Source organism: Sphingobium sp. UBA5915 (genome assembly GCF_002431195.1).
Taxonomy (GTDB): Bacteria; Pseudomonadota; Alphaproteobacteria; order Sphingomonadales; family Sphingomonadaceae; genus Sphingobium; species Sphingobium soli.
The window spans coordinates 26,841-44,645 of the sequence record NZ_DJDV01000039.1 but is presented as its reverse complement, the minus strand read 5'-3'; the positions used below and the strand labels follow the sequence as shown (position 1 = coordinate 44,645).

The window sequence follows — 17,805 nt, the reverse complement described above, 5'->3', positions numbered from 1 at the left end:
CTACCGAATTTGTCGTTGCACATTCTGCCTTTCTGCAACACCGAAACCATGTCCCTGCACCTGACCGAGATATCACTCGCTATCGCTCCTGGCGCTCACGCGGTCGTGCTGATGGATCAGGCCGGATGGCACATGACCGGAAAGCTCGTCGTGCCCGACAACATCAGCATCATCGCGCTGCCGGCCAAATGCCCCGAACTCAACCCGGTCGAGAACATCTGGCAGTTCATGCGCGATAACTGGCTCTCAAACCGCATCTTCACCTCCTACGACAACATCGTCGACCATTGCTGCGAGGCTTGGAACAAGCTGGTCGATCAGCCGTGGCACCTCATGACCATCGGCCGCCGCAAATGGGCACGTGGGTCATGATCAATGCCGGTTGGTACAACTTATAATAACGCATTGTCTCATATACTGAGATTTGTCTCATTTCTCATTGACTGACTGACGGGTGGGAGATATCTCCGATCGAACACTGCAGGTGGGAGCGCCACGCGCTGCAGAGAGAAAACAGGGGCGCAGGAGGGGAGATATTGACCATGAAACATCTCAAGCTTTGTGCTTCCGTGATCGCTATTTGCGTTGTGTGGTGCGGTCAGGCTTCCGCGCAAGACTCCGCAGGCGGTACACCCGCAACGGTCCCCCCGGAGCAAGCCGGTCCCGACGTCGAAGCCACAGGCGACCAGCAGGAGGGGATCGGCGATATCATCGTGACGGCACAACGGCGATCAGAGTCGCTCCAGCGCGTTCCGATCGCAATCACCGCTTTGACATCCACAGCGCTCGAAAATGCCAGCAGGTGGGCGACAGCAGCCTGCTTTATGCCTCCTACAGTCGCGGGTTCAAAAGCGGTGTCTTCAGTACGTCCAGTCCTTTCGCGCCCGCGGTTTCACCGGAAACGCTCGACGCCTACGAACTCGGCGCAAAGACCGATCTCTTCGATCGGACGCTGCGGCTGAACCTGTCCGGCTACTATTATCGTTACTCCGATATTCAACTGCAGGCGATCAACGCCGCGGGCGCCACGCAGCTCGTCAACGCCGCGCTCGGACATATCAAGGGCGCGGAAGCGGAAATCACCTACGCGCCGCGCATCGCGGTCGGGCACCTGCAGTTCAATGTCAATCTGACCTATCTCCACGCAAAATACGTCTCTTTCCCCAACGCGATCATCCTCACGCCTCGGCCGACGGGCGGAAATGTGCAGACACGTGGCGACCTTTCAGGGTCAGACGTGCTTTTCTCGCCGCGCTTCACGTCCAGCGTCACGGCGAATTACGAGCGTCCCATCGCGTCCGATTACAAGATCGGAGGCAGTATCACCTGGTATCATAATGACGGCTTCTTCTGGGATACGCAAAACCGCGTCCGCCAGCCTTCCTATGACATAGTCAATGGTCAGCTGACGCTCTCCCTGCCCAAGGATCAGGTCAAGGTCCGGCTGTTCGGACGCAACCTGCTGGACAAGAAATATTACTCCCAGGTGTCCCCCAGTCCCACGGGTGACATTCAGCAGCCGGCCGCCCCGCGCACCTACGGCATCGCGTTCGATTTTGCCCTCTAGAGTATCCGTGATGGTCAAGCGAGTGATTTGACCCAGAGGCGGTCTGCTTTGAGCAGGGCGTTTGCGGTGACGACGAGCTTTCGCATGACAGCGGTGATGGCGACTTTGGCGGGCTTTCCTGCAGCGATGAGCTGCTGATACTTGTCCTTGAGGTCTGGGTTGAAGCGGGCGGCGACGAGGGCAGGCATGTAGAGGGCCTGTCGGACGTTGGCGCGGCCGCCGCGGATGAAGCTCTTGCCTTTCCACTGGCCGGACTGGCGCGCGACGGGAGCGAGGCCGGCAAGCGAGGCGGCCTCTTTGTTTTCGAGCGTGCCGAGTTCGGGCATGGTGGCGACGAGCTGGTTGGCGGTGAGGGTTCCGACGCCGTCGATGCTGGTGAGGATTTGGTGACGCCGGGCGAGATCGGCATCGGCGGCGATGATCGCGGCGATCTCGGCGTCGAGCGCTTCGAGATGGCGGGCGATCTGTTCGAGACGCTGTTTGCAGTGGCGCTTGAGCAGGGCGACGGTGAGATTTTTCTCGCGGTTCTTGAGCGCGGTACGATCGCGCACAAGCCCATCGCGCGCATTGACCAGTTCGGCCAACAGCGCCTGTTGTGCGCTTCTTGCAGGCCTGATCGGCGGCTGCAGCGTGGCGGCCATGCGCGCCAGCAAGGCCGCGTCGATCCGGTCGGTCTTGGCAAGTGTCCCGGTGGCCTGGGCGAAACGGCGAGCACGCTCGGGGTTAAGCTTGACGCAGGGCATGTGCGCCAAGGCCTGTTCCAGCGCGCGGTGGTAAGTTCCGGTCGCCTCATAGGCGATCCGCTCGATCTCCCATTGGCGGGGCCAGGCAATCAAGGACTTGTACCCCTTGGCCGAGTTGGCGAACTGCCGGTCGATCCCGGCAGGGTGGGCATGACAATCGAGCGTTGCTTTGGAGATGTCGATGCCGATGGTTTGTGGTAGAGGTTCGCTCATCTTTTCCGCTGTCCCATGCTTGTCATCCGGGCCGAAAGACCCCGGTATCCGTTCGGGCCGACACGAAAAGAAAGGGGCGATCCCACTCTAACCCGGTCCCTCAACGACCGGCATTTTCGCGATCCGTCCCCTTCCGCCCGTTCCGGGGTGGCCACCCCGGAACGGGCATCGCATCATCACCCAAACGGACAGCAAAGTCATAAGACAAGCATTTTCTAGTCAGGTGGAATCACCTGACGACTCGGAAAAGGCGGAAAACAAAAGACAAATAGGGCATGATCCGATTCAATCTGATCGGATCATGCTCCAGCAGCAGCGGAAAGAGGCCCTTCCAACTCCCGGCAAGTACGAGGCAGTGGCCATCGATAGAAGGAACCTGGGCGAGCGTTGTTCCTGGCGACACGCTACACGGTCTGCCCCTGGAGCATCAACCGGCATGCCTGCGATCGATCGCCGATGATGCCGGAGCTCCCTGGAAGCGATCGCGATCGACGAAATGCGCCGGCGCAACGCCAGTATTGATGCCGTCATGCCGATCTGTGCCAAGTGGGACCGATCGAACGATGACATTGTGACGTGATATCCACGGCTTCACCGCACATTGAGCCCTAACTCGCTCAAGAGCTGGCCGGCCTGTTCGCGTGAGATCGTCGCTCCGCGAAACAGGCTGGCGTCGACGAGCCGCAAGCCGCCTAGGTCAGCCTCGCAGGTCGGCGCCATCGAAACGCGAGCCTGTCATGTTCGCATCGCGGAGGCTGCACTCCTCGAAGATCGTCGCGCGAAAGTCGCATTTGCGCAGATCGGCCTGCCCGAAGTCGATCTTCTTCAAAACTTGCTTCCGGAACGAATATCCCGGCAGCTTGGCGTGGATCAACAAGGTTTCCTCAAAGCGAATATCGAGGGATTTCGCGTCTGAAAGGTCCGCGCCCGTCAGCTTGCACCGCTCAAATGTCGCAGCGGCGAGGGTCGACCGCCGCAGGACGCAATTGTTGAAGTCGCTGGCGAGGAAATTTGCGTCGCTCAGATCGGCCCCGGTGAACTGGGCATGGGCGGCGTGGCAAGACCGCCAGACCGTGCCTTCCAGCTTCGAGCCGGTGAAATCGGCGCGGCGCAGGTTGCATCGCTCGAACGTCCAGCGGGACAGATCCAGCCCGGCAAGGTCGACTTCCTCCAGATCGCCATCGATCAGATGTGAGGGCGACGACGACGCGCGCAGACGTTCGACATCGGCTCGCGTCAGCGCCCGCTCGCGAACGGAACGATCGGAAGACAGACCATCCATTGGGACCTCGTAACGCGGTCCGGCAGCGTTATCCATGGTCGGCCTCGCATATCCGCGCAATGGCGATGACGGCAGCGATGGTTAGCTGACCTTCGCGCCGGAAAACTGTCCGTGCCCGATATATGGTCCAGATTTCTTCAAGTTAGGGGATCGAGCCAATTCCCTGTCAGGACGTTTCCTTCCGAGGTCGCGTAAAGAGACGTGCCGTCGCTTTGCCCTGCCGTAAAAGCTCCATCGCCTCGTTGATATCCTCGAAGGCAAACTCCTGCACCGCAGGGAGAAGATTCCCTTCCGCGATCTGCTCATAGGCGAGTTCAAGATCTTCGCGAGATCCGCCCAAGGATGAGAGCAGCCTGATCTTTTTCGTGACGAAAGGCGATGTGGCCAGCACCATCGTATCAGCACCGAGTCCCACAAGAACGACCCGAGCCTCCGGCGGCGCGATCTTGACGGCCTGATCCGTGGTGACGCTCACACCCGCGAAGTCGATGATCACCGACGGCTTGAGGTCCTTCAGGGCGGCGATGTCGGTGAAACATTGCCGCGCACCCGCCTCGATGGCGGCCGGGAACGTGCTTTCGTTCACATCCACTCCAAACACCTTGCCGCCGCACAGATGCGCAATCCGTACAGCGTTTATGCCGAGGCCACCCAGGCCGATGATCGCGACGGTATCGCCCAGGCGCACATCGCCGGTGGTGCGTACAGCATGGAAGGCAGTGACGACCGCATCGGTCGTTACGGCCGCGACCTCGAACGAGACCCCTTCGGGTATATGCATCAGTCGTGACGCGCGAACCATGCATTGCTCGGCATAACCACCATCGACATGCAGACCTGGAGCGCTTCCCCCGTCAGGCCCCTCATGCGTGCCAGGCCCAAGCGTCGCGCCGGCCTCGTCGCGACCGGCGCGGAGACATACCGCCACACGATCGCCGATCTCGAAGGCGGTTACACCTTCACCCAAAGAGGCGACCGTTCCGGCCACCTCATGGCCCAGGATGATAGGATAGTGGCTGAGCCAGTTCACCCCCGGACCATCGACGATCGTGCAATCGGAATGGCACATACCCGCGGCCTCGACATCGATAACCACCCACCCCGGCTTTGCGACCGGCGGTGGGACCTCAACAGCTGCCAAGGGCTCGCCCGGACCTGTAAACTGCATGGCGCGCACGATATTCTCCTGTAGCTCCGAAAAAGGATGCTGGGTCACGCTGCGTTGAATAGGACGCCGATCGCGCGTTCCAGCTTTTCGCTTTCGCATCGCTTTTCAACAAAAAGCGGTTACCCGCTTTCTCGCAGGATGATCTAGCCGTTCAGCGTCAACGGCCGGACCGGATTTGTGCCGTCCCAGTCGATGGCCGCCTGCCTGATCGTTTCAAACGCCGCGCGCGTCACGGCGCTGCCTTCTCCGAACTCGATCACGGTACCGGAGTGATCCTCGGTTTCGAGGTAGGCGAAACGCCCTGCTCCCACAAGCTTGCCCGAAGACGCCACCTTATATCCCAGGCGCGCATATTCGGCCAGATTCTCCTCGAATGGCCGTCCGTTGAACGTGCATAAATGATGCAAGCCACTGCCGACCCGGCTTCGGAAATCCGCATAATGCGACGGTGCATCATTATGTTGCTGGATTAGCTCGATCTGAAGGTTCCCCGAATAGGCGAGCGCGATCGAGATATCGGGATCGCAGCGTTGTCCGCGAAACTGATAGTCCTCGAGCGCAAGATGCGGCGCCTTGAAAAACGGACCGACACCAAGCACGGAAACCCAGTGATTGATGGCTCCGTCAAGGTCCTCCACGACGTAGCCGTTTTGCCACGCCGGACCAAAGATTCGACTCATATCCTATGTCCTGCTGGCGACGTCCGCGGTTTCTCTCGCGCTGGCGAGCGATGCGCCGCGGACGTCGATAGATCACGCCAGGAATTCTTCTACGGCGGGGCTGACCTTGTCACGCTGTTCCACAAATGGAACATGCCCGGCATCAGCAACCCTGACGATGCGAGCATTGGCGATCGCCGCCTGAAACTCGTCGGCATAGTGTATTGGCGTCAGCCGATCGTCCGCACCCCAGACCAGCAAGGTGTCCGCGGTGATCCGGCGCAACCGCCGCCCCAGGCCTCGCTCGGGTATCGGATGGATGAAATGCCCGCTCCCGGCCAGCGCCAGGAACCGCGCAATGAACGCCTCTCGCGCCTCGTCCGGATCGCTGGGATCGGTCAACCGCTCCACCACTTCGGGGCGGCTCTGATCATGATAGAGCAGAGCGCGTCTGGTCGCTTCCGAAGCGAGCAGATGATCCTCGACCGGATGATTGTCGTTCCACAGTCCCATCGCATCGATCAGGACGAGGCGCCGCACCTTGCCCGGATAGGTTGCAGCATATTCCGCCGCGACCATGCCACCGAAACTGTGGCCGATGAGATCGAAATCCTCGAGCCCGAGCGCTGTGAAGAGGTCGTCATAATAAAGGACGAGTTCCCAGAAACCAGGGAGGCTCTTGAGGTCGTCCGCATCGACGCTGCCGGGATGAGCCGGCGCGTGGACCGCGAAGTTCCTGGAAAGATCCTCCAGCAGCCCGTTCCATTCCTGACCGAAGGCACCGTGGAGGAACACGACCGGCCTGCCCTCCCCCTTGGTCAGCACGGGATTGGCGGCGAACGGGCCGGGATGAGCGACCGTGGCGACAGAAGCGGTCATGCCAGCGCCTCCGTCTGCTCGGTTGCCGGCTGGGGCGTCTTGCTCGCCCCTTGCGGCCACCAATGATCGACGTAACCCTGCTTGTCCCAATAGTCCCGGATGCGGGGCATCACCTTCTCGGCAAAGAGCTTGGTGCTGTATTTGGTCAGATCCGTGTCCATCGACTGAACCTGCATCAGCAGCATGAAGTGACCGCAGCGCAGGCTCTTGGCGGCCTCGGTCAGTTCGTGGACAACCCGATCGGGGCAGCCGGCAATAACCCGCTTGTCGCCGGTGAAGTCCGCCCAGGTCTGCTCATAGGGGCTCTTCATTTTGGGCCGCGCGGCCTTCGTCATGTTGAATCTGACACTCTCCGCGCTCATGAAGCCGGGGGGCGCCGCAAAATGGGGGGCGACATGCAGCGCCTTGGCGAAGAAGTTCTGTACATGCTTGAAATAGAGGCGTTCGGCCTCCTCGTCGGTGTCGGCGACCAGGACGATCTGCGCAAACCCGGCCCGATAGGGATTATCGTCAAGTCCGGCCCGCTCGACCTCATCCCAGTAGCCCTGCATGAGCGCACGCGAGTTCTGGTAGCCGGTAAAACTGAGGTAATTGTATGTATAATTGTTATCTGTGGCAAACTTCCACGTCTCGATCGATCCGCCACCTGCCAGCCAGATGGGTGGATGTGGTGTCTGAAGCGGCTTGGGCCAGGGGTTGACGTAGCGAAGCTTGTTATACTCGCCGTTGAAGGCGAACGGTCCGGGCCGCGTCCATGCCTGCGTAATCAGGTCATGCGCTTCATAGTAGCGAGGCCGCACCATCGTCGGCGGCGTTCCATACACACCCACGGTGTCCATCGCGGAACCGACCGGAAATCCCGCGACCAGCCGACCGCCGCTGACGCAGTCGAGCAGCGCGAACTCCTCGGCGACGCGGATGGCGGGATTGTAGAGCGGCAGCGTCGCCCCCAGAACGACGATCGCGGCCTGCGATTTGCGCCGGGCCAGCGGCATTGCCACGAGATTCGGCGAGCAGGAAAATCCATAGGCGTTTGAATGATGTTCGTTCACGCCGAGGCCATCGAAGCCCATCTCGTCGGCATATTCCAACTCTTCGAGATTCCAGTTGAAATATTTACCGGCCATCTCGGGGTCGCACAGCACATCATTCGGCGGGGTTACCCAAACGCTGTCATATTTTTCCGTGAAGTCATCGGGGAGATCGCGATACCCCTGGAAGTGGAACCAGATACTTTTCATTGCCCATCCTCTCCGGACTAATAGCAGCGCTTGCTGCGCGGCCGATGCTTCACCGAGGGTTATGCCTTCGGCAACCAAAGTGGGCAGGCTGGATCCACCCACTCCCTTATAGCGCCACGCTACGGTTATCCCGGCTATTTTGTCAATATATTCCCACAATAGTAGATCAGCATTATATCTCCTTTTGTGCGACATGGACACGAAATGGATTTCGCCATTCGACCTGCGGCTTTGATGCGGATTCTCACGCAAGCTACATGAGGCCGCAAATGGACGCGGCGCATAAACCCTTCTCGCGGTGGCAAATCCCGGAAACAATCTCCACGCCCGACTCTCGCGTGGACCTCAGGCTGTTTCGTTGATAACGAGACCCAACTCAGCGATCATGATGTCCCGCATGATGAACTTCTGGACTTTCCCGGTGACGGTGAGCGGAAATGTGTCGACAAAGCGGACGTAACGCGGAACCTTCTGGTGCGCGATCTGGCCGCGACAGAAGGCGCGCAGTTCCTCCTCGTCCATGTCATGGCCGTCCGACAGAATGATCCACGCGCAAAGTTCTTCGCCATAGCGTTCGTCCGGCACGCCGAAGACCTGCACATCCTGGACCTTGTGGTGACGGTAGAGATAGTCCTCTATTTCGCGCGGATAGAGGTTCTCGCCGCCGCGGATCACGAGATCCTTGATACGGCCGACAATCTTTCCATAACCTTCCTCATCGATCGTGGCGAGATCGCCGGTGTGCATCCATCCATCGGCGTCCTTGACCTTTACAGTCTGCTCCGCCTCGTCCCAATAACCCAGCATGACCGAATAGCCTCTGGTGCATAGCTCGCCCGGAACACCCCTCGAGACGATCATGCCCGCTTCGTCGACGACCTTGGCCTCCAGATGGGGGTGTATGCGCCCGACCGTCGTCACCCTGCGCTCGAGCGAGTCCTCCTCCCCACTCTGGAAACTCACGGGACTGGTCTCTGTCATGCCGTAGCAGATGGTGATGTCGCCGATGTGCATGCGGTCGATCACCTTGCGCATGATTTCGATCGGACAGGGCGATCCGGCCATGATCCCGGTTCGCAGCGTCGAGAGATCGAAATCGGCGAATTCGGGGTGATCGAGCTCGGCGATATACATGGTCGGGACGCCGTAAAGCGCGGTGCAGCGCTCGGTGGCAACGGTTCTCAGCGTCGCGAGCGGGTCGAAACCTTCCCCCGGATAGATCATCGCCGCGCCGTGCGTGACGCTCGCGAGATTTCCCATGACCATCCCGAAACAATGATATAGCGGCACGGGGATGCAGATCCGGTCCCGGTGCGACAGGGACATCGCCTCGCCCGTGAAATAGCCGTTATTGAGAATGTTGCGATGACTGAGCGTCACACCCTTGGGACTGCCGGTGGTGCCGCTGGTGAACTGGATATTGACCGGATCGTGCGGCGTGTGCGCAGCTTCCGTCGCGCGCAGAACGTCCAGGCCGGCCGCCCGCCCGACTGCCTCGATCGCCGCGAAGGGCATCGCCCCGGGAATCGCGCTTTCACCCATTTGAACGACGAGCCGCAAATGGGGCAGCCGTTCCGCTTGTAGCGCACCGGGCTCCGACTCGTCGAGTTCCGGGGCAAGCGCTCTTATCATTCCGGGATAATCGCTGGTCTTGAACGGCGGCGAGAGGATCAAGGCAGCGCAGCCGACCTTGTTGAGGGCGAACTCCAGTTCGGACAAACGATAGGCCGGGTTGACGGCGACCAGGATCAGTCCGGCTTTGGCCGCCGCAAACTGCGTGATCGCCCATTCCGCCCGATTGAGCGACCAGATTCCGACACGGTCGCCCGGCTTCAATCCCGCCTCGAGAAGGCCGGCGGCGAAAGCCTCGACCCGGTCGCGGAACTCGGTCCAGTTCAGCCGGATTCCTTGCTCGACACATACCAGCGCGTCACTATCGGGCCAGGATTGCGCCGCCCTGTCCAGAGCCTCACCAATCGTGGTTTCCAGGAGCGGAGGCGATGCCGCCCCCTGAACATAACTGTCCAACGTCCCATGCCCTTCCTGCCGGGTTGGCCACTGCTCCGCCATCAACGCCTCGCAAAGCCGGCTATGAACGCGGCTATGTCGGCAAGAGCCTGCTGGCTGCGCTCGAAGGCCGCGTTGACCGTTACGAAACTATGCACCGTACCGGGATAGCGGCACATCATCGTCGGCACGCCGGCCTCGGCCAGCTTGCGTCCGTAGGCCTCGCCATGGCTGCGCAGCAGATCATGCTCGGCCGTGACGATATAGCAGGGCGGAAGATCGGCGTGGCTGCTCGCTCGGATTGGTGCGAAACGCACATCCTTGCGCGTTTCGCGGTCCGGAACATATTGATCGAAAAACCAGCTGATCTCCGGAAGGTTGAGAAAGGGGGAGTCGAAGGCGGCCAGTTCGGGCGCTTCGATATCCCCGTCGGTCGAAGGAACCAGAAGTATCTGGGCCACGAGCCGCGGTCCGCCACGATCGCGCGCGAGAATGCAGAGCACGGCGGCAAGATTGGCTCCCGCGCTGTCTCCCGCCACGATCACCGGGAGATCGCCCCCTTCCCATAGCTGTGAACGATTGCCGGAAATCCATTCCAGGGCTGTGTAGGCATCCTCCACCGCGGTCGGAAAGGGATGTTCGGGCGCCAGGCGATAGTCGACCGAGATGACCAGGCACTGTGTGGCCTTCGCCAGATGGCGGCAAGCGGCATCCGATTGGGCGATGCTCCCCATGGTCCAGCCGCCGCCGTGCATGAAATCGATGATCGCGACCGGCTCGCCTTCCGGGACATAGAGCCGCAGCGGAATCGCGCCATCGGCAACATCGATTTCAAAATCCGTGACACGCGCCATCTCCGGCCCCGGCACCCGCGGGCTCGATGCGACCAGTTCGCGTAGCGTCGATGGCGTCAGGCTGTTCATCGCGGGGAAGCCCGCGGCTTTCATCAGCTCGATATAATTGGCTATTTCAGGGTGCAGTTCCATGCACGGTTCCTCTCTTTTGGTCAGGCCGCTTCGTTGAGCGCCCGAAATGTCACCAGCTGCTCGGCCATCAACCTGAGTTGCGCATCGAGTTCGGGCAGCAGGCAATTGCCGTCGGCGTCGAAGGCCGGTGTCTTTGTATTGAGCGCGATGCCGATCGGCGTTGGCCATCCGCGCAGCGCGTGGGCAACACTTCGCAGGGCATGAAGGGTCGAATTGCAGCCTTGCCAGCCAAAACCCGTGCCGACGCAGCCTATCGGTTTGCCCGTGAAATAGGGTTGGGGATCGGCCGCCATTTCCTCGGTATAGTCCAGGGCGTTCTTGACGAGGCCCGAAATGCCGCCGTGATAGCCCGGCGAGCCGATCACGACGCCATCGGCCGCGCGCAGCGCGGCGATCAAATCGCGTACCCTGGGGCCGTCGGCGACATTCGCCGGCGCGTACATCGGCAGATCGATCGCTTCGCCGGAAAAGATCTGCGTTTGCGCGCCCATATCGCTTGCATGAACAAGAACACGCCGGATTACCGCTTCGGTCGACGAGCCAGCCCGTAAGGTTCCCCCAATCCCTACAATCTTCACCTGCTCTCCCATGTATCCGATCTCCTGATGATGTTCGTTTTAACGTGGCGGCGCGCGCCTATCCCACGAGGCCGCCGCCGAGCGATGGGAGATCGACACGCCGAATGAGCCTGGTCTCCTGAGCCACGACAAGATCCACCGAGGCCTCAAGATAGGCCGGCCAGCCGGCGTCCTTGTCGCGCGCGGCATGACGACGCTCGAAATCCCCCATGTCGTCAAAGCCCCACAGGTGGACGAGCTGATTGAGCGTGCCGACGGCTCCGGTGAACATGCCGATGGGAGGATCGAAATACCGCATCTGGACGGGCATTCCGAGCCGGTCCCAGACATCGATGAAGTCCGCCATACGGCGCGGACGGATCGTATAGACGCGCAGATCGACGAGTGATTTGATATCCGGCATGCGCTCAGACTCCCAGCGCCGCGGCAACACGCGCGCGCGGTCGATGGTCGTTGGCCCCGCGCAGTTGTTCGAAAAGCGGGATCAGGCTCTGTTCTGCTTCGACGGCAAGGAGCAGGTCGCGCGTCCGCGCGGAGCGGGCCGCACCGAATACGGGCCCTGCAAGGCCTTCGAATTTCGCGATCACCTCTTCGTCCGACAAAGGATTGTCCGGCGATCCTCTGGGCGCGTCATTGCGCGATTCAAGGCGCTTGCCAGCGACATCTTCGACGCGAACGATGGTGCGATGATAATGATCAAGCGTCGGATCCGCCACGATGTGTATCCGCGCATAGGCATGGGCGACCGCGGGATCAGCCAAATGGGCGGCAAAGCGCTCGCTATGGTCAGGAAGAATGGCCGTAGCGCCGGACGCGGCTACCGCCAGACAGAAGCGGGTATGGAAGCGCGCTTCATTCGATGTGCGTGGCGGCCCGTCCTTGACCACCGCCGGCATGACATAGGCAGGCATCGCGACTTCGATCGCGCGTGCATCGGACAAGGCCTGGGGATCGCGCTGACGCAGGCTGACCACCGCATCGATCGCGGAATGGATATATCCGCAACATGCGTGAAGCTTGCGCCGCGGCCGCGCCAGCGCCCAATGATCGGTCCCGAATTCCCCGGGTGAAAAACCCCTGGCGACGGTCGCGAAATAACCAATTGGACTTTCAAGGATTTCCGCAGGGCCGCTCAGGCCGGCCCGCGCATAGGAAGCCGCAAGCAACCCCGTATGAGCCGGCGATGCGCCGAACAGCATCGGCTTGATCGTGGAGCCCTTGCCGAAGATCGTTTCCGCAGGGCACCAGCCTGCGAGCGCGGCGGCTATGGCGAGCGCTTCGCGCAGCTGCAGGCGGTCAAGCCCGAACAGACGGCCCGCCGCGGCGGCGGCGCCGACGGCCGACGGGAGACCGACGGGCACCATCCCGCATTCCGAATAGGGCTTCAGTTTCGGGTAGAACATATCGTAGATCCGCGTCGTCACCTCGACGCCGGCAATTGTGGCGACGAGCAGATCTTCGCCCGAGGCCCCCTCGGTCTCCGCGGCCGCGAGCGCTGCAGCCACATTGCCGATGCCGGCATGTCCTCCGGTGAGGTCGTTGATCTCGAAAATGTCGCCCATATAGCCGTTGACGCGTGCAGCGGCCCGCGTAGTCAGCCGCAGCCCAGAACCCAGGACAGAAGCGGGACCGGGCATGTCCTCCGCTTCCTGCAGCAGCTTCGCCTCGGCCGTCACCGAACCGGCGATCATGCAGCCGACGGTATCGAGCAAGGTGAGCGCCCCCTGTCGGCGAACGCGCTCCGGAATATCGGCGAGAGTCAGCCCATTCGCGAAGTCGGCAAGGCGATGAATGATCGCGGGATGAGGCAAGAGGCAGCTCTCCGAAAAAATGCAAGACCGGCATTTTTGTGCCGTTTGATCAATTTATAGCAATCTCTTCAAGTCTCCACAAGCGAGACTCTGTTGCGAAAAGAGATAAGGGCTGCCACACTGTTCCAAACGATCAGGAGGTGGATGTGACAGGAAGACTCGAAGGCAAGGTCGCGGTTATTACCGGCGGCGCAAGCGGAATTGGCCGGGCAGCGGCGCTGATGTTCGTGGCCCAGGGGGCCAGGGTCGTCATAGCAGACCTCAACGCGGTAAAATCGCAGGAGGTTCTCGATCTCGCCACGCAGCAGGGCCATGGTAGCGCGATCATCTCCCAACTGACCGATGTTTCGGAGGAATCGCAGGTAGAGGCGATGATCGGGAGCGCGGTCGACGCGTTCGGTCGCCTCGACATCCTGTTCAACAATGCCGGCGTCGGCGGCGCGATGGCGCCGATCACCGAAACCACCGTCGAGGAGTGGGATCGAACCTCCGACATGCTGCTGCGCTCCGTGTTCCTTGGCATCAAGCACGGCGCGCGCGCGATCCGGCGGCATGGCGATGGCGGATCGATCATCAACACGGCGTCCACCGCCGGGCTTGTTGGCGGAAGCGGTCCGGCGGCTTACTCGGCGGCTAAAAGCGGAGTGGTAAGCCTGACCAAGAGCGCGGCGATCCAGCTCGCCGCCGATCGCATCCGCGTCAATGCGATCGCGCCCGGCGGCATTCATACACCATTGATGCCCGCGTCAAACGACGAGGAGATGCGCCGATTCATGAAAGGCAGGCAGCCATGGCCGGATACCGGACAGTCGGAGGATATCGCTTATGCAGCGCTGTATCTTGGCAGTGACGAAGCGCGCTTCTGCACCGGATCGACCCTGGTCGTGGACGGCGGGTTGCTTGCCTGGGGGCCCGGGCTCTTTCCGCATGCCGAGTCCACCGGACAAAAGGGCTTCACCATGAGCAGCATCGGCGAAGCCGATACCAGCGAGCGCGCACTAATAAGGCCGGTGATCGTGGAGAATGCGGAATGAGTGAACGCGTTGCGATCATCGGATGCGCCGCGCTGCCGGTCGGGAAATGGCAGAGCGTGGCCGGCGCTGAAACCCATGTGCTCGAGCATGAAGTGCTGGCCAGGCTGGTAGTTGACGCCGTCGCCGACGCGGGCATCGTCAAGGACGACATCTCGGCGCTCGTATTCGCCCAGCCGCGCCCTTACACGCTCCAGAAGTATTTCGGAACATTCATGGCCAACTATTTGCGCCTGCCCTGCACGGGCGCGGTAATGGAGGTGATGGGCAACGGCATGACGGCCGGTCTGGCGTTCCAGTCGGCTGTCGACCAGATCAGGCTGGGACGCGCACGAGTGAGCCTCGCGCTGGGCATCAACTTCGAAACGGCGACGTCGGCCATCGACCATATGATGAGTTCGATGCGCGCGACCGGCGACGTCGACTTCCATGTCCCGTTCGGATTTACGCCGATCAGCTGGTACGCGATGGACGCAGCACGCTACATCCACGAATATGGATCCTCACGCGCGGAGCTGGCGAGCGTCGCCGTCAAGAATCGCGGCCACGCCGTCCATAATCCGCTTGCCCAATTCCGTAAGCCGATCACTCTGGAGGAGATTCTGGCGCAGAAGCCGATTGTCGACCCTCTGGGACTTTTCGAGGTCCCACCTCGAAGCGACGGGGCCGTCTGCCTCGTGCTCGCCACCGAGGACGTAGCGCGAGCGACGGGCCAGCCTTATGCACTGATACGCGGCACCGGCTTCTATCATGAGGGCGCGCATCAGATCAGCGAAGTGCCCAATGACATGATCGCCTTCGAGTCGGCGGCGACTGCAGGCCGTCAGGCCTATGCCGAGGCCGGCGTATCCCCCGATGAGATCGATTTTGCCGAACTCTACGCCCCATGCACCATCGTCGAAGTCCTGGTCAGCGAGGCGCTGGGCTTCGCCGCGAGAGGGGAAGGGGCGAAAGCCGCGGCGGCCGGCGAGACGACGCTCGGAGGACGTATTCCCATCTGCACATCGGGCGGCCTGCAATCGCGCGGACACCCCGCCTATGTGACCCCCTTCTACAGCTATGTCGAAGTCATGGACCAGTTGCGCGGCCGCGCGGGCGCGAGACAGGTCAAAGATGCATCACTGGCCCTCACCAGCGCCGAACTCGGCAACTACAACGCCGCCCTTGTCCATATTCTGGAGGCTCGCGGATGACGCTCCCCGCTCTCACCATCGACCGTGTCCGTGCCTATCCGCCCCGGATGACCGCATTTACCTCCCGATTCTGGAATTCTCTTTCGGCGGGCCAATTCGAGACCAGCCATTGCCGCAGGTGCGACAGGCTGAGCTTTCCGCCCAAGCCGATCTGCCCGCATTGCTGGTCGTCCGATATCGGATGGTCGCCGCTTTCCGGCCGCGGACGCCTTTATTCCAGCACCGTCATCCATGCAGCGCCCGCGGTGTTCCAGCCCGAAGCGCCCTATAGCGTGGGCATTGTCGATCTGGACGAAGGCTTGAGGATCGCTACCCGCATCGTGGGGGAGACAACTCCTGCGCTCGACAGCGCGGTCGAGCTTGTCGTTCTGCGCTATACCGACGGTCCACTATATGGCGTGCGCGTCCAGGAGGATGTCTGACGCTCCGGGCATTGTCGAGGAAGTAGAAGCGGTAGCGGATCACATCCTGGGCAGGCTTGAGTTCGCTCTCCTGTCTGGCTGCCGATCCGAGACGCGCGTTCAGCGTGCAGGGAAGACCTGCTGAGGTTCGTCGGGAATTGCGTCGGTCCTGACAGATTGGTCCTCGCGCGCCAAAGTCTTTGCATTGTCGAACTCGCGCGCGGCTGCCGCGAGATAGGCAGTGCGATAAGCACCATGCGCCAGCAGCAATGAGACGAGAGTGATCGGTCCGGCAACAATGGCAATGCAGGCAAAGGCCGATCCCAATGCGCCAGCGCCACTGAAGAAGTTTTCGGCAATGGCGGCCGCCAGCGCCGGTCCGATGCCCAAGCCTATCAGATTCGACGAAACCAAGTAGCCCGCCATGAGCCGCGCGCGCATTTCGCTTGGCGCGACATACTGAATGATAAGCGGTGGAAGGCAGCTCACCGTCGTGCCGCCAAGAAAGATGAGCGCGATCGCTGCGGATGCAACAGAAACGTTGTGGGAAAAACCAAGCAGGATCATCGCGGCGGCCGAGGCCGCCAGGGAATAGCCCATGGCGGTCACAAGTCGCTCGGGCTTGCCCCGGGCCGTCCAGCGCGTCACCAGCCACGGCCACAACGCAGTGCTTCCCAGGCCGAAGGTGACGCCTATGAGCCCGAAAAGATAGCCCGCGTCGGAGGGTGTCAGACCGAATTTGCGGATCAGCAACGTCGGCGTCCACGCAATGAACGTATAGGCCACTATCGTATAGGCTCCAATACCGACGAAAAGGCACCCATAGAGCCTGGCTTCGCTGCGAATATAGGCGAGCGCGTTCGACACCGTCGCATAGGATTGTGTATTCGCCTGGCGCACGCGGACCGGTTCGCGGACCGTGAAGAACATGAGCAAGGCTATCAGCAGCCCCGGGGCACCCACAAGAATGAGCGTGATGCGCCACGGCGCCATTCCGTAGACGGGAGACAAGAACCCTGCAGCCTGAAAGGCCCAGCCACCAAGCACGAAAGCGCCCGACGACATCCCGGCTGCCACAGCGGTGAACGCCGCCGTTGGAGCCGCCCTTTTCTCGCGTGGAAACATATCGGCGAGGAGCGAGACGGCAGCCGGTGATAACACGGCCTCGCCGATCGCTACGCCCGCGCGACAGAAGGCGAGTTCCGTGAATCCCGGTGCAAATGCCGAAGCGAGCGTTGCCAGACTCCACAGCATCACACCGACACACAGAAGACGTATGCGGTGACTGCGATCAAGCATATGAGCAAGAGGAAGCCCCGCGATCGCGTAAAGAACCCCGAAGCCAAGACCGAAAAGGAGCCCGAGTTGCGTGTCCGAGATATGAAGATCAGCGGAAACGGGTTGTGCTAACAGCGCCAGAATCAGCCGATCGAGCATCGACAAGGCGTATAGCAGGCATAGCAATATGGTCGCGTACCACGCATTGGCGGGACTGGTTCTGGTTTCGCGATCGCTAGCTGTCTGTGGCATCCTCCTGTCGTCCTTTTCATGGTTTGAGCGTGCATCAGGTGCATTGGATGGCCGCGGCGATTGCTACGACGAGGGACCTCCACCACCGAAACGGCGAGAGGGAAAAATCAAAATGAAGCTGGCCGAAAGGCACCTTCCGGACACCTCGAGGGCAGTCCTCACCATAACGATCCGGCTGTGTTCGCTTCGCGCGCGGGATTTTTCCCCAACGATCCGCCGCCCCGCAAAGCCGCCAACAACTTGGCTACCGGTTGACGGCTTCGTTGATTCCCGTTGTGAGCCGCCAATGAGCGCCCCAGTAACAAGGAGCGCACAGAAGCACCCGCTCGCACGGCAACGCCATGACGACCGGCGCCTCCTCGCCATTTCCAGCGATCGATAACAAAATCGGAGAATGCCGTGGAGCAGCCGGTGCACAGCTGATCGGCTTGGCCGCGTCCTGCAGCATTGCTGTTGGCTTGGATCGCCTCATAGGCGGCCCGTTCCTTGCCGAGCATTGACATAATCCTCTTCCTG

The 17,805-nt window shown here is 61.2% G+C and carries 17 protein-coding genes and 1 pseudogene; 5 read left to right on the top strand and 13 right to left on the bottom strand.

The genetic code is table 11. The features are described 5' to 3' along the window. Together B2V90_RS05575 and B2V90_RS05570 are read left to right on the top strand one after the other, a co-directional pair. On the top strand, nt 1–372 hold a 372-nt coding region (locus tag B2V90_RS05575), incomplete at its 5' end, for a transposase (RefSeq protein WP_293920158.1). Between the two features lie 430 nt (nt 373–802). Further along, complete coding sequence (locus tag B2V90_RS05570; protein WP_216314185.1) at nt 803–1,567, top strand: TonB-dependent receptor domain-containing protein; 765 nt, start codon at nt 803–805, stop codon at nt 1,565–1,567. A 14-nt stretch (nt 1,568–1,581) separates the two neighbouring features. Here B2V90_RS05570 and B2V90_RS05565 read toward each other — a convergent pair whose 3' ends face one another. From B2V90_RS05565 to B2V90_RS05515, 11 genes and pseudogenes are all read right to left on the bottom strand, one after another. Further along, a complete protein-coding gene (locus B2V90_RS05565; RefSeq protein ID WP_216314187.1) occupies nt 1,582–2,523 on the bottom strand; it encodes an IS110 family transposase in 942 nt (313 codons plus the stop codon). 591 nt (nt 2,524–3,114) lie between these two features. Beyond that, nucleotides 3,115–3,805 (bottom strand): annotated as a pseudogene (locus tag B2V90_RS05560) (pentapeptide repeat-containing protein). 166 nt (nt 3,806–3,971) lie between these two features. After that, nucleotides 3,972–4,973, bottom strand: a complete 1,002-nt coding sequence (locus B2V90_RS05555; protein WP_293920160.1) for a zinc-binding dehydrogenase — start codon at nt 4,971–4,973, stop codon at nt 3,972–3,974. Nucleotides 4,974–5,116: 143 nt separating this feature from the next. Beyond that, the gene (locus tag B2V90_RS05550) at nt 5,117–5,653 is read right to left on the bottom strand and encodes a VOC family protein (protein ID WP_216314191.1); all 537 of its coding nucleotides are present in this window, start codon (nt 5,651–5,653) and stop codon (nt 5,117–5,119) included. Nucleotides 5,654–5,725: 72 nt separating this feature from the next. Then, on the bottom strand, nt 5,726–6,511 hold the full coding sequence (locus B2V90_RS05545; RefSeq protein WP_216314193.1) for an alpha/beta fold hydrolase: 786 nt from the start codon (nt 6,509–6,511) through the stop codon (nt 5,726–5,728). Continuing rightward, nucleotides 6,508–7,947, bottom strand: a complete 1,440-nt coding sequence (locus B2V90_RS05540) for an LLM class flavin-dependent oxidoreductase (protein WP_286865205.1) — start codon at nt 7,945–7,947, stop codon at nt 6,508–6,510. The genes B2V90_RS05545 and B2V90_RS05540 overlap by 4 nt, the downstream gene beginning before the upstream one ends. 150 nt (nt 7,948–8,097) lie before the next feature. Next, the gene (locus tag B2V90_RS05535) at nt 8,098–9,822 is read right to left on the bottom strand and encodes an AMP-binding protein (RefSeq protein ID WP_216314194.1); all 1,725 of its coding nucleotides are present in this window, start codon (nt 9,820–9,822) and stop codon (nt 8,098–8,100) included. After that, nucleotides 9,822–10,745, bottom strand: a complete 924-nt coding sequence (locus B2V90_RS05530; protein WP_216314196.1) for an alpha/beta hydrolase — start codon at nt 10,743–10,745, stop codon at nt 9,822–9,824. Before B2V90_RS05530 ends, B2V90_RS05535 begins: the two co-directional genes overlap by 1 nt. A gap of 20 nt (nt 10,746–10,765) precedes the next feature. Next, nucleotides 10,766–11,335 carry an NADPH-dependent FMN reductase gene (locus tag B2V90_RS05525; protein ID WP_216314198.1) on the bottom strand — a complete coding sequence of 190 codons (570 nt, stop codon included), beginning with the start codon at nt 11,333–11,335 and terminating at the stop codon, nt 10,766–10,768. A 46-nt stretch (nt 11,336–11,381) separates the two neighbouring features. Further along, nucleotides 11,382–11,726 carry an NIPSNAP family protein gene (locus B2V90_RS05520; RefSeq protein ID WP_216314200.1) on the bottom strand — a complete coding sequence of 115 codons (345 nt, stop codon included), beginning with the start codon at nt 11,724–11,726 and terminating at the stop codon, nt 11,382–11,384. 4 nt (nt 11,727–11,730) lie between these two features. Continuing rightward, entirely contained in the window at nt 11,731–13,134 is a 1,404-nt protein-coding gene (locus B2V90_RS05515; protein ID WP_216314202.1) for an MmgE/PrpD family protein, read from the bottom strand. A gap of 38 nt (nt 13,135–13,172) precedes the next feature. On the opposite strand from B2V90_RS05515, the gene B2V90_RS05510 reads away from it, so the two are divergent. From B2V90_RS05510 to B2V90_RS05500, 3 genes are read left to right on the top strand one after another with little or no spacing between them, the layout of a single operon-like run. Further along, complete coding sequence (locus B2V90_RS05510) at nt 13,173–14,168, top strand: SDR family NAD(P)-dependent oxidoreductase (protein WP_216314204.1); 996 nt, start codon at nt 13,173–13,175, stop codon at nt 14,166–14,168. Beyond that, the gene (locus B2V90_RS05505; RefSeq protein WP_216314206.1) at nt 14,165–15,358 is read left to right on the top strand and encodes a thiolase family protein; all 1,194 of its coding nucleotides are present in this window, start codon (nt 14,165–14,167) and stop codon (nt 15,356–15,358) included. The genes B2V90_RS05510 and B2V90_RS05505 overlap by 4 nt, the downstream gene beginning before the upstream one ends. Further along, nucleotides 15,355–15,780 carry a Zn-ribbon domain-containing OB-fold protein gene (locus B2V90_RS05500; RefSeq protein ID WP_293920154.1) on the top strand — a complete coding sequence of 142 codons (426 nt, stop codon included), beginning with the start codon at nt 15,355–15,357 and terminating at the stop codon, nt 15,778–15,780. Before B2V90_RS05505 ends, B2V90_RS05500 begins: the two co-directional genes overlap by 4 nt. Before the next feature lie 99 nt (nt 15,781–15,879). On the opposite strand, the gene B2V90_RS05495 is transcribed toward B2V90_RS05500, so the two are convergent. Both B2V90_RS05495 and B2V90_RS05490 read right to left on the bottom strand, forming a co-directional pair. After that, nucleotides 15,880–17,289 carry an MFS transporter gene (locus tag B2V90_RS05495; protein WP_286865203.1) on the bottom strand — a complete coding sequence of 470 codons (1,410 nt, stop codon included), beginning with the start codon at nt 17,287–17,289 and terminating at the stop codon, nt 15,880–15,882. A gap of 158 nt (nt 17,290–17,447) precedes the next feature. Then, nucleotides 17,448–17,792, bottom strand: coding sequence for a hypothetical protein (locus B2V90_RS05490; protein ID WP_293920151.1), 345 nt, complete (start codon nt 17,790–17,792; stop codon nt 17,448–17,450). Nucleotides 17,793–17,805 lie beyond the last annotated feature (13 nt).

What these genes read in the sequence shown, in the direction of transcription:
- B2V90_RS05540 (WP_286865205.1), bottom strand. Translation starts at nt 7,947, where the DNA reads ATGTCGCACAAAAGGAGATATAATGCTGATCTACTATTGTGGGAATAT.
- B2V90_RS05550 (WP_216314191.1), bottom strand. Translation starts at nt 5,653, where the DNA reads ATGAGTCGAATCTTTGGTCCGGCGTGGCAAAACGGCTACGTCGTGGAG.
- B2V90_RS05520 (WP_216314200.1), bottom strand. Translation starts at nt 11,726, where the DNA reads ATGCCGGATATCAAATCACTCGTCGATCTGCGCGTCTATACGATCCGT.
- B2V90_RS05530 (WP_216314196.1), bottom strand. Translation starts at nt 10,745, where the DNA reads ATGGAACTGCACCCTGAAATAGCCAATTATATCGAGCTGATGAAAGCC.
- B2V90_RS05565 (WP_216314187.1), bottom strand. Translation starts at nt 2,523, where the DNA reads ATGAGCGAACCTCTACCACAAACCATCGGCATCGACATCTCCAAAGCA.
- B2V90_RS05545 (WP_216314193.1), bottom strand. Translation starts at nt 6,511, where the DNA reads ATGACCGCTTCTGTCGCCACGGTCGCTCATCCCGGCCCGTTCGCCGCC.
- B2V90_RS05500 (WP_293920154.1), top strand. Translation starts at nt 15,355, where the DNA reads ATGACGCTCCCCGCTCTCACCATCGACCGTGTCCGTGCCTATCCGCCC.
- B2V90_RS05555 (WP_293920160.1), bottom strand. Translation starts at nt 4,973, where the DNA reads ATGCAGTTTACAGGTCCGGGCGAGCCCTTGGCAGCTGTTGAGGTCCCA.
- B2V90_RS05525 (WP_216314198.1), bottom strand. Translation starts at nt 11,335, where the DNA reads ATGGGAGAGCAGGTGAAGATTGTAGGGATTGGGGGAACCTTACGGGCT.
- B2V90_RS05505 (WP_216314206.1), top strand. Translation starts at nt 14,165, where the DNA reads ATGAGTGAACGCGTTGCGATCATCGGATGCGCCGCGCTGCCGGTCGGG.
- B2V90_RS05490 (WP_293920151.1), bottom strand. Translation starts at nt 17,792, where the DNA reads ATGTCAATGCTCGGCAAGGAACGGGCCGCCTATGAGGCGATCCAAGCC.
- B2V90_RS05495 (WP_286865203.1), bottom strand. Translation starts at nt 17,289, where the DNA reads ATGCCACAGACAGCTAGCGATCGCGAAACCAGAACCAGTCCCGCCAAT.
- B2V90_RS05535 (WP_216314194.1), bottom strand. Translation starts at nt 9,822, where the DNA reads ATGGCGGAGCAGTGGCCAACCCGGCAGGAAGGGCATGGGACGTTGGAC.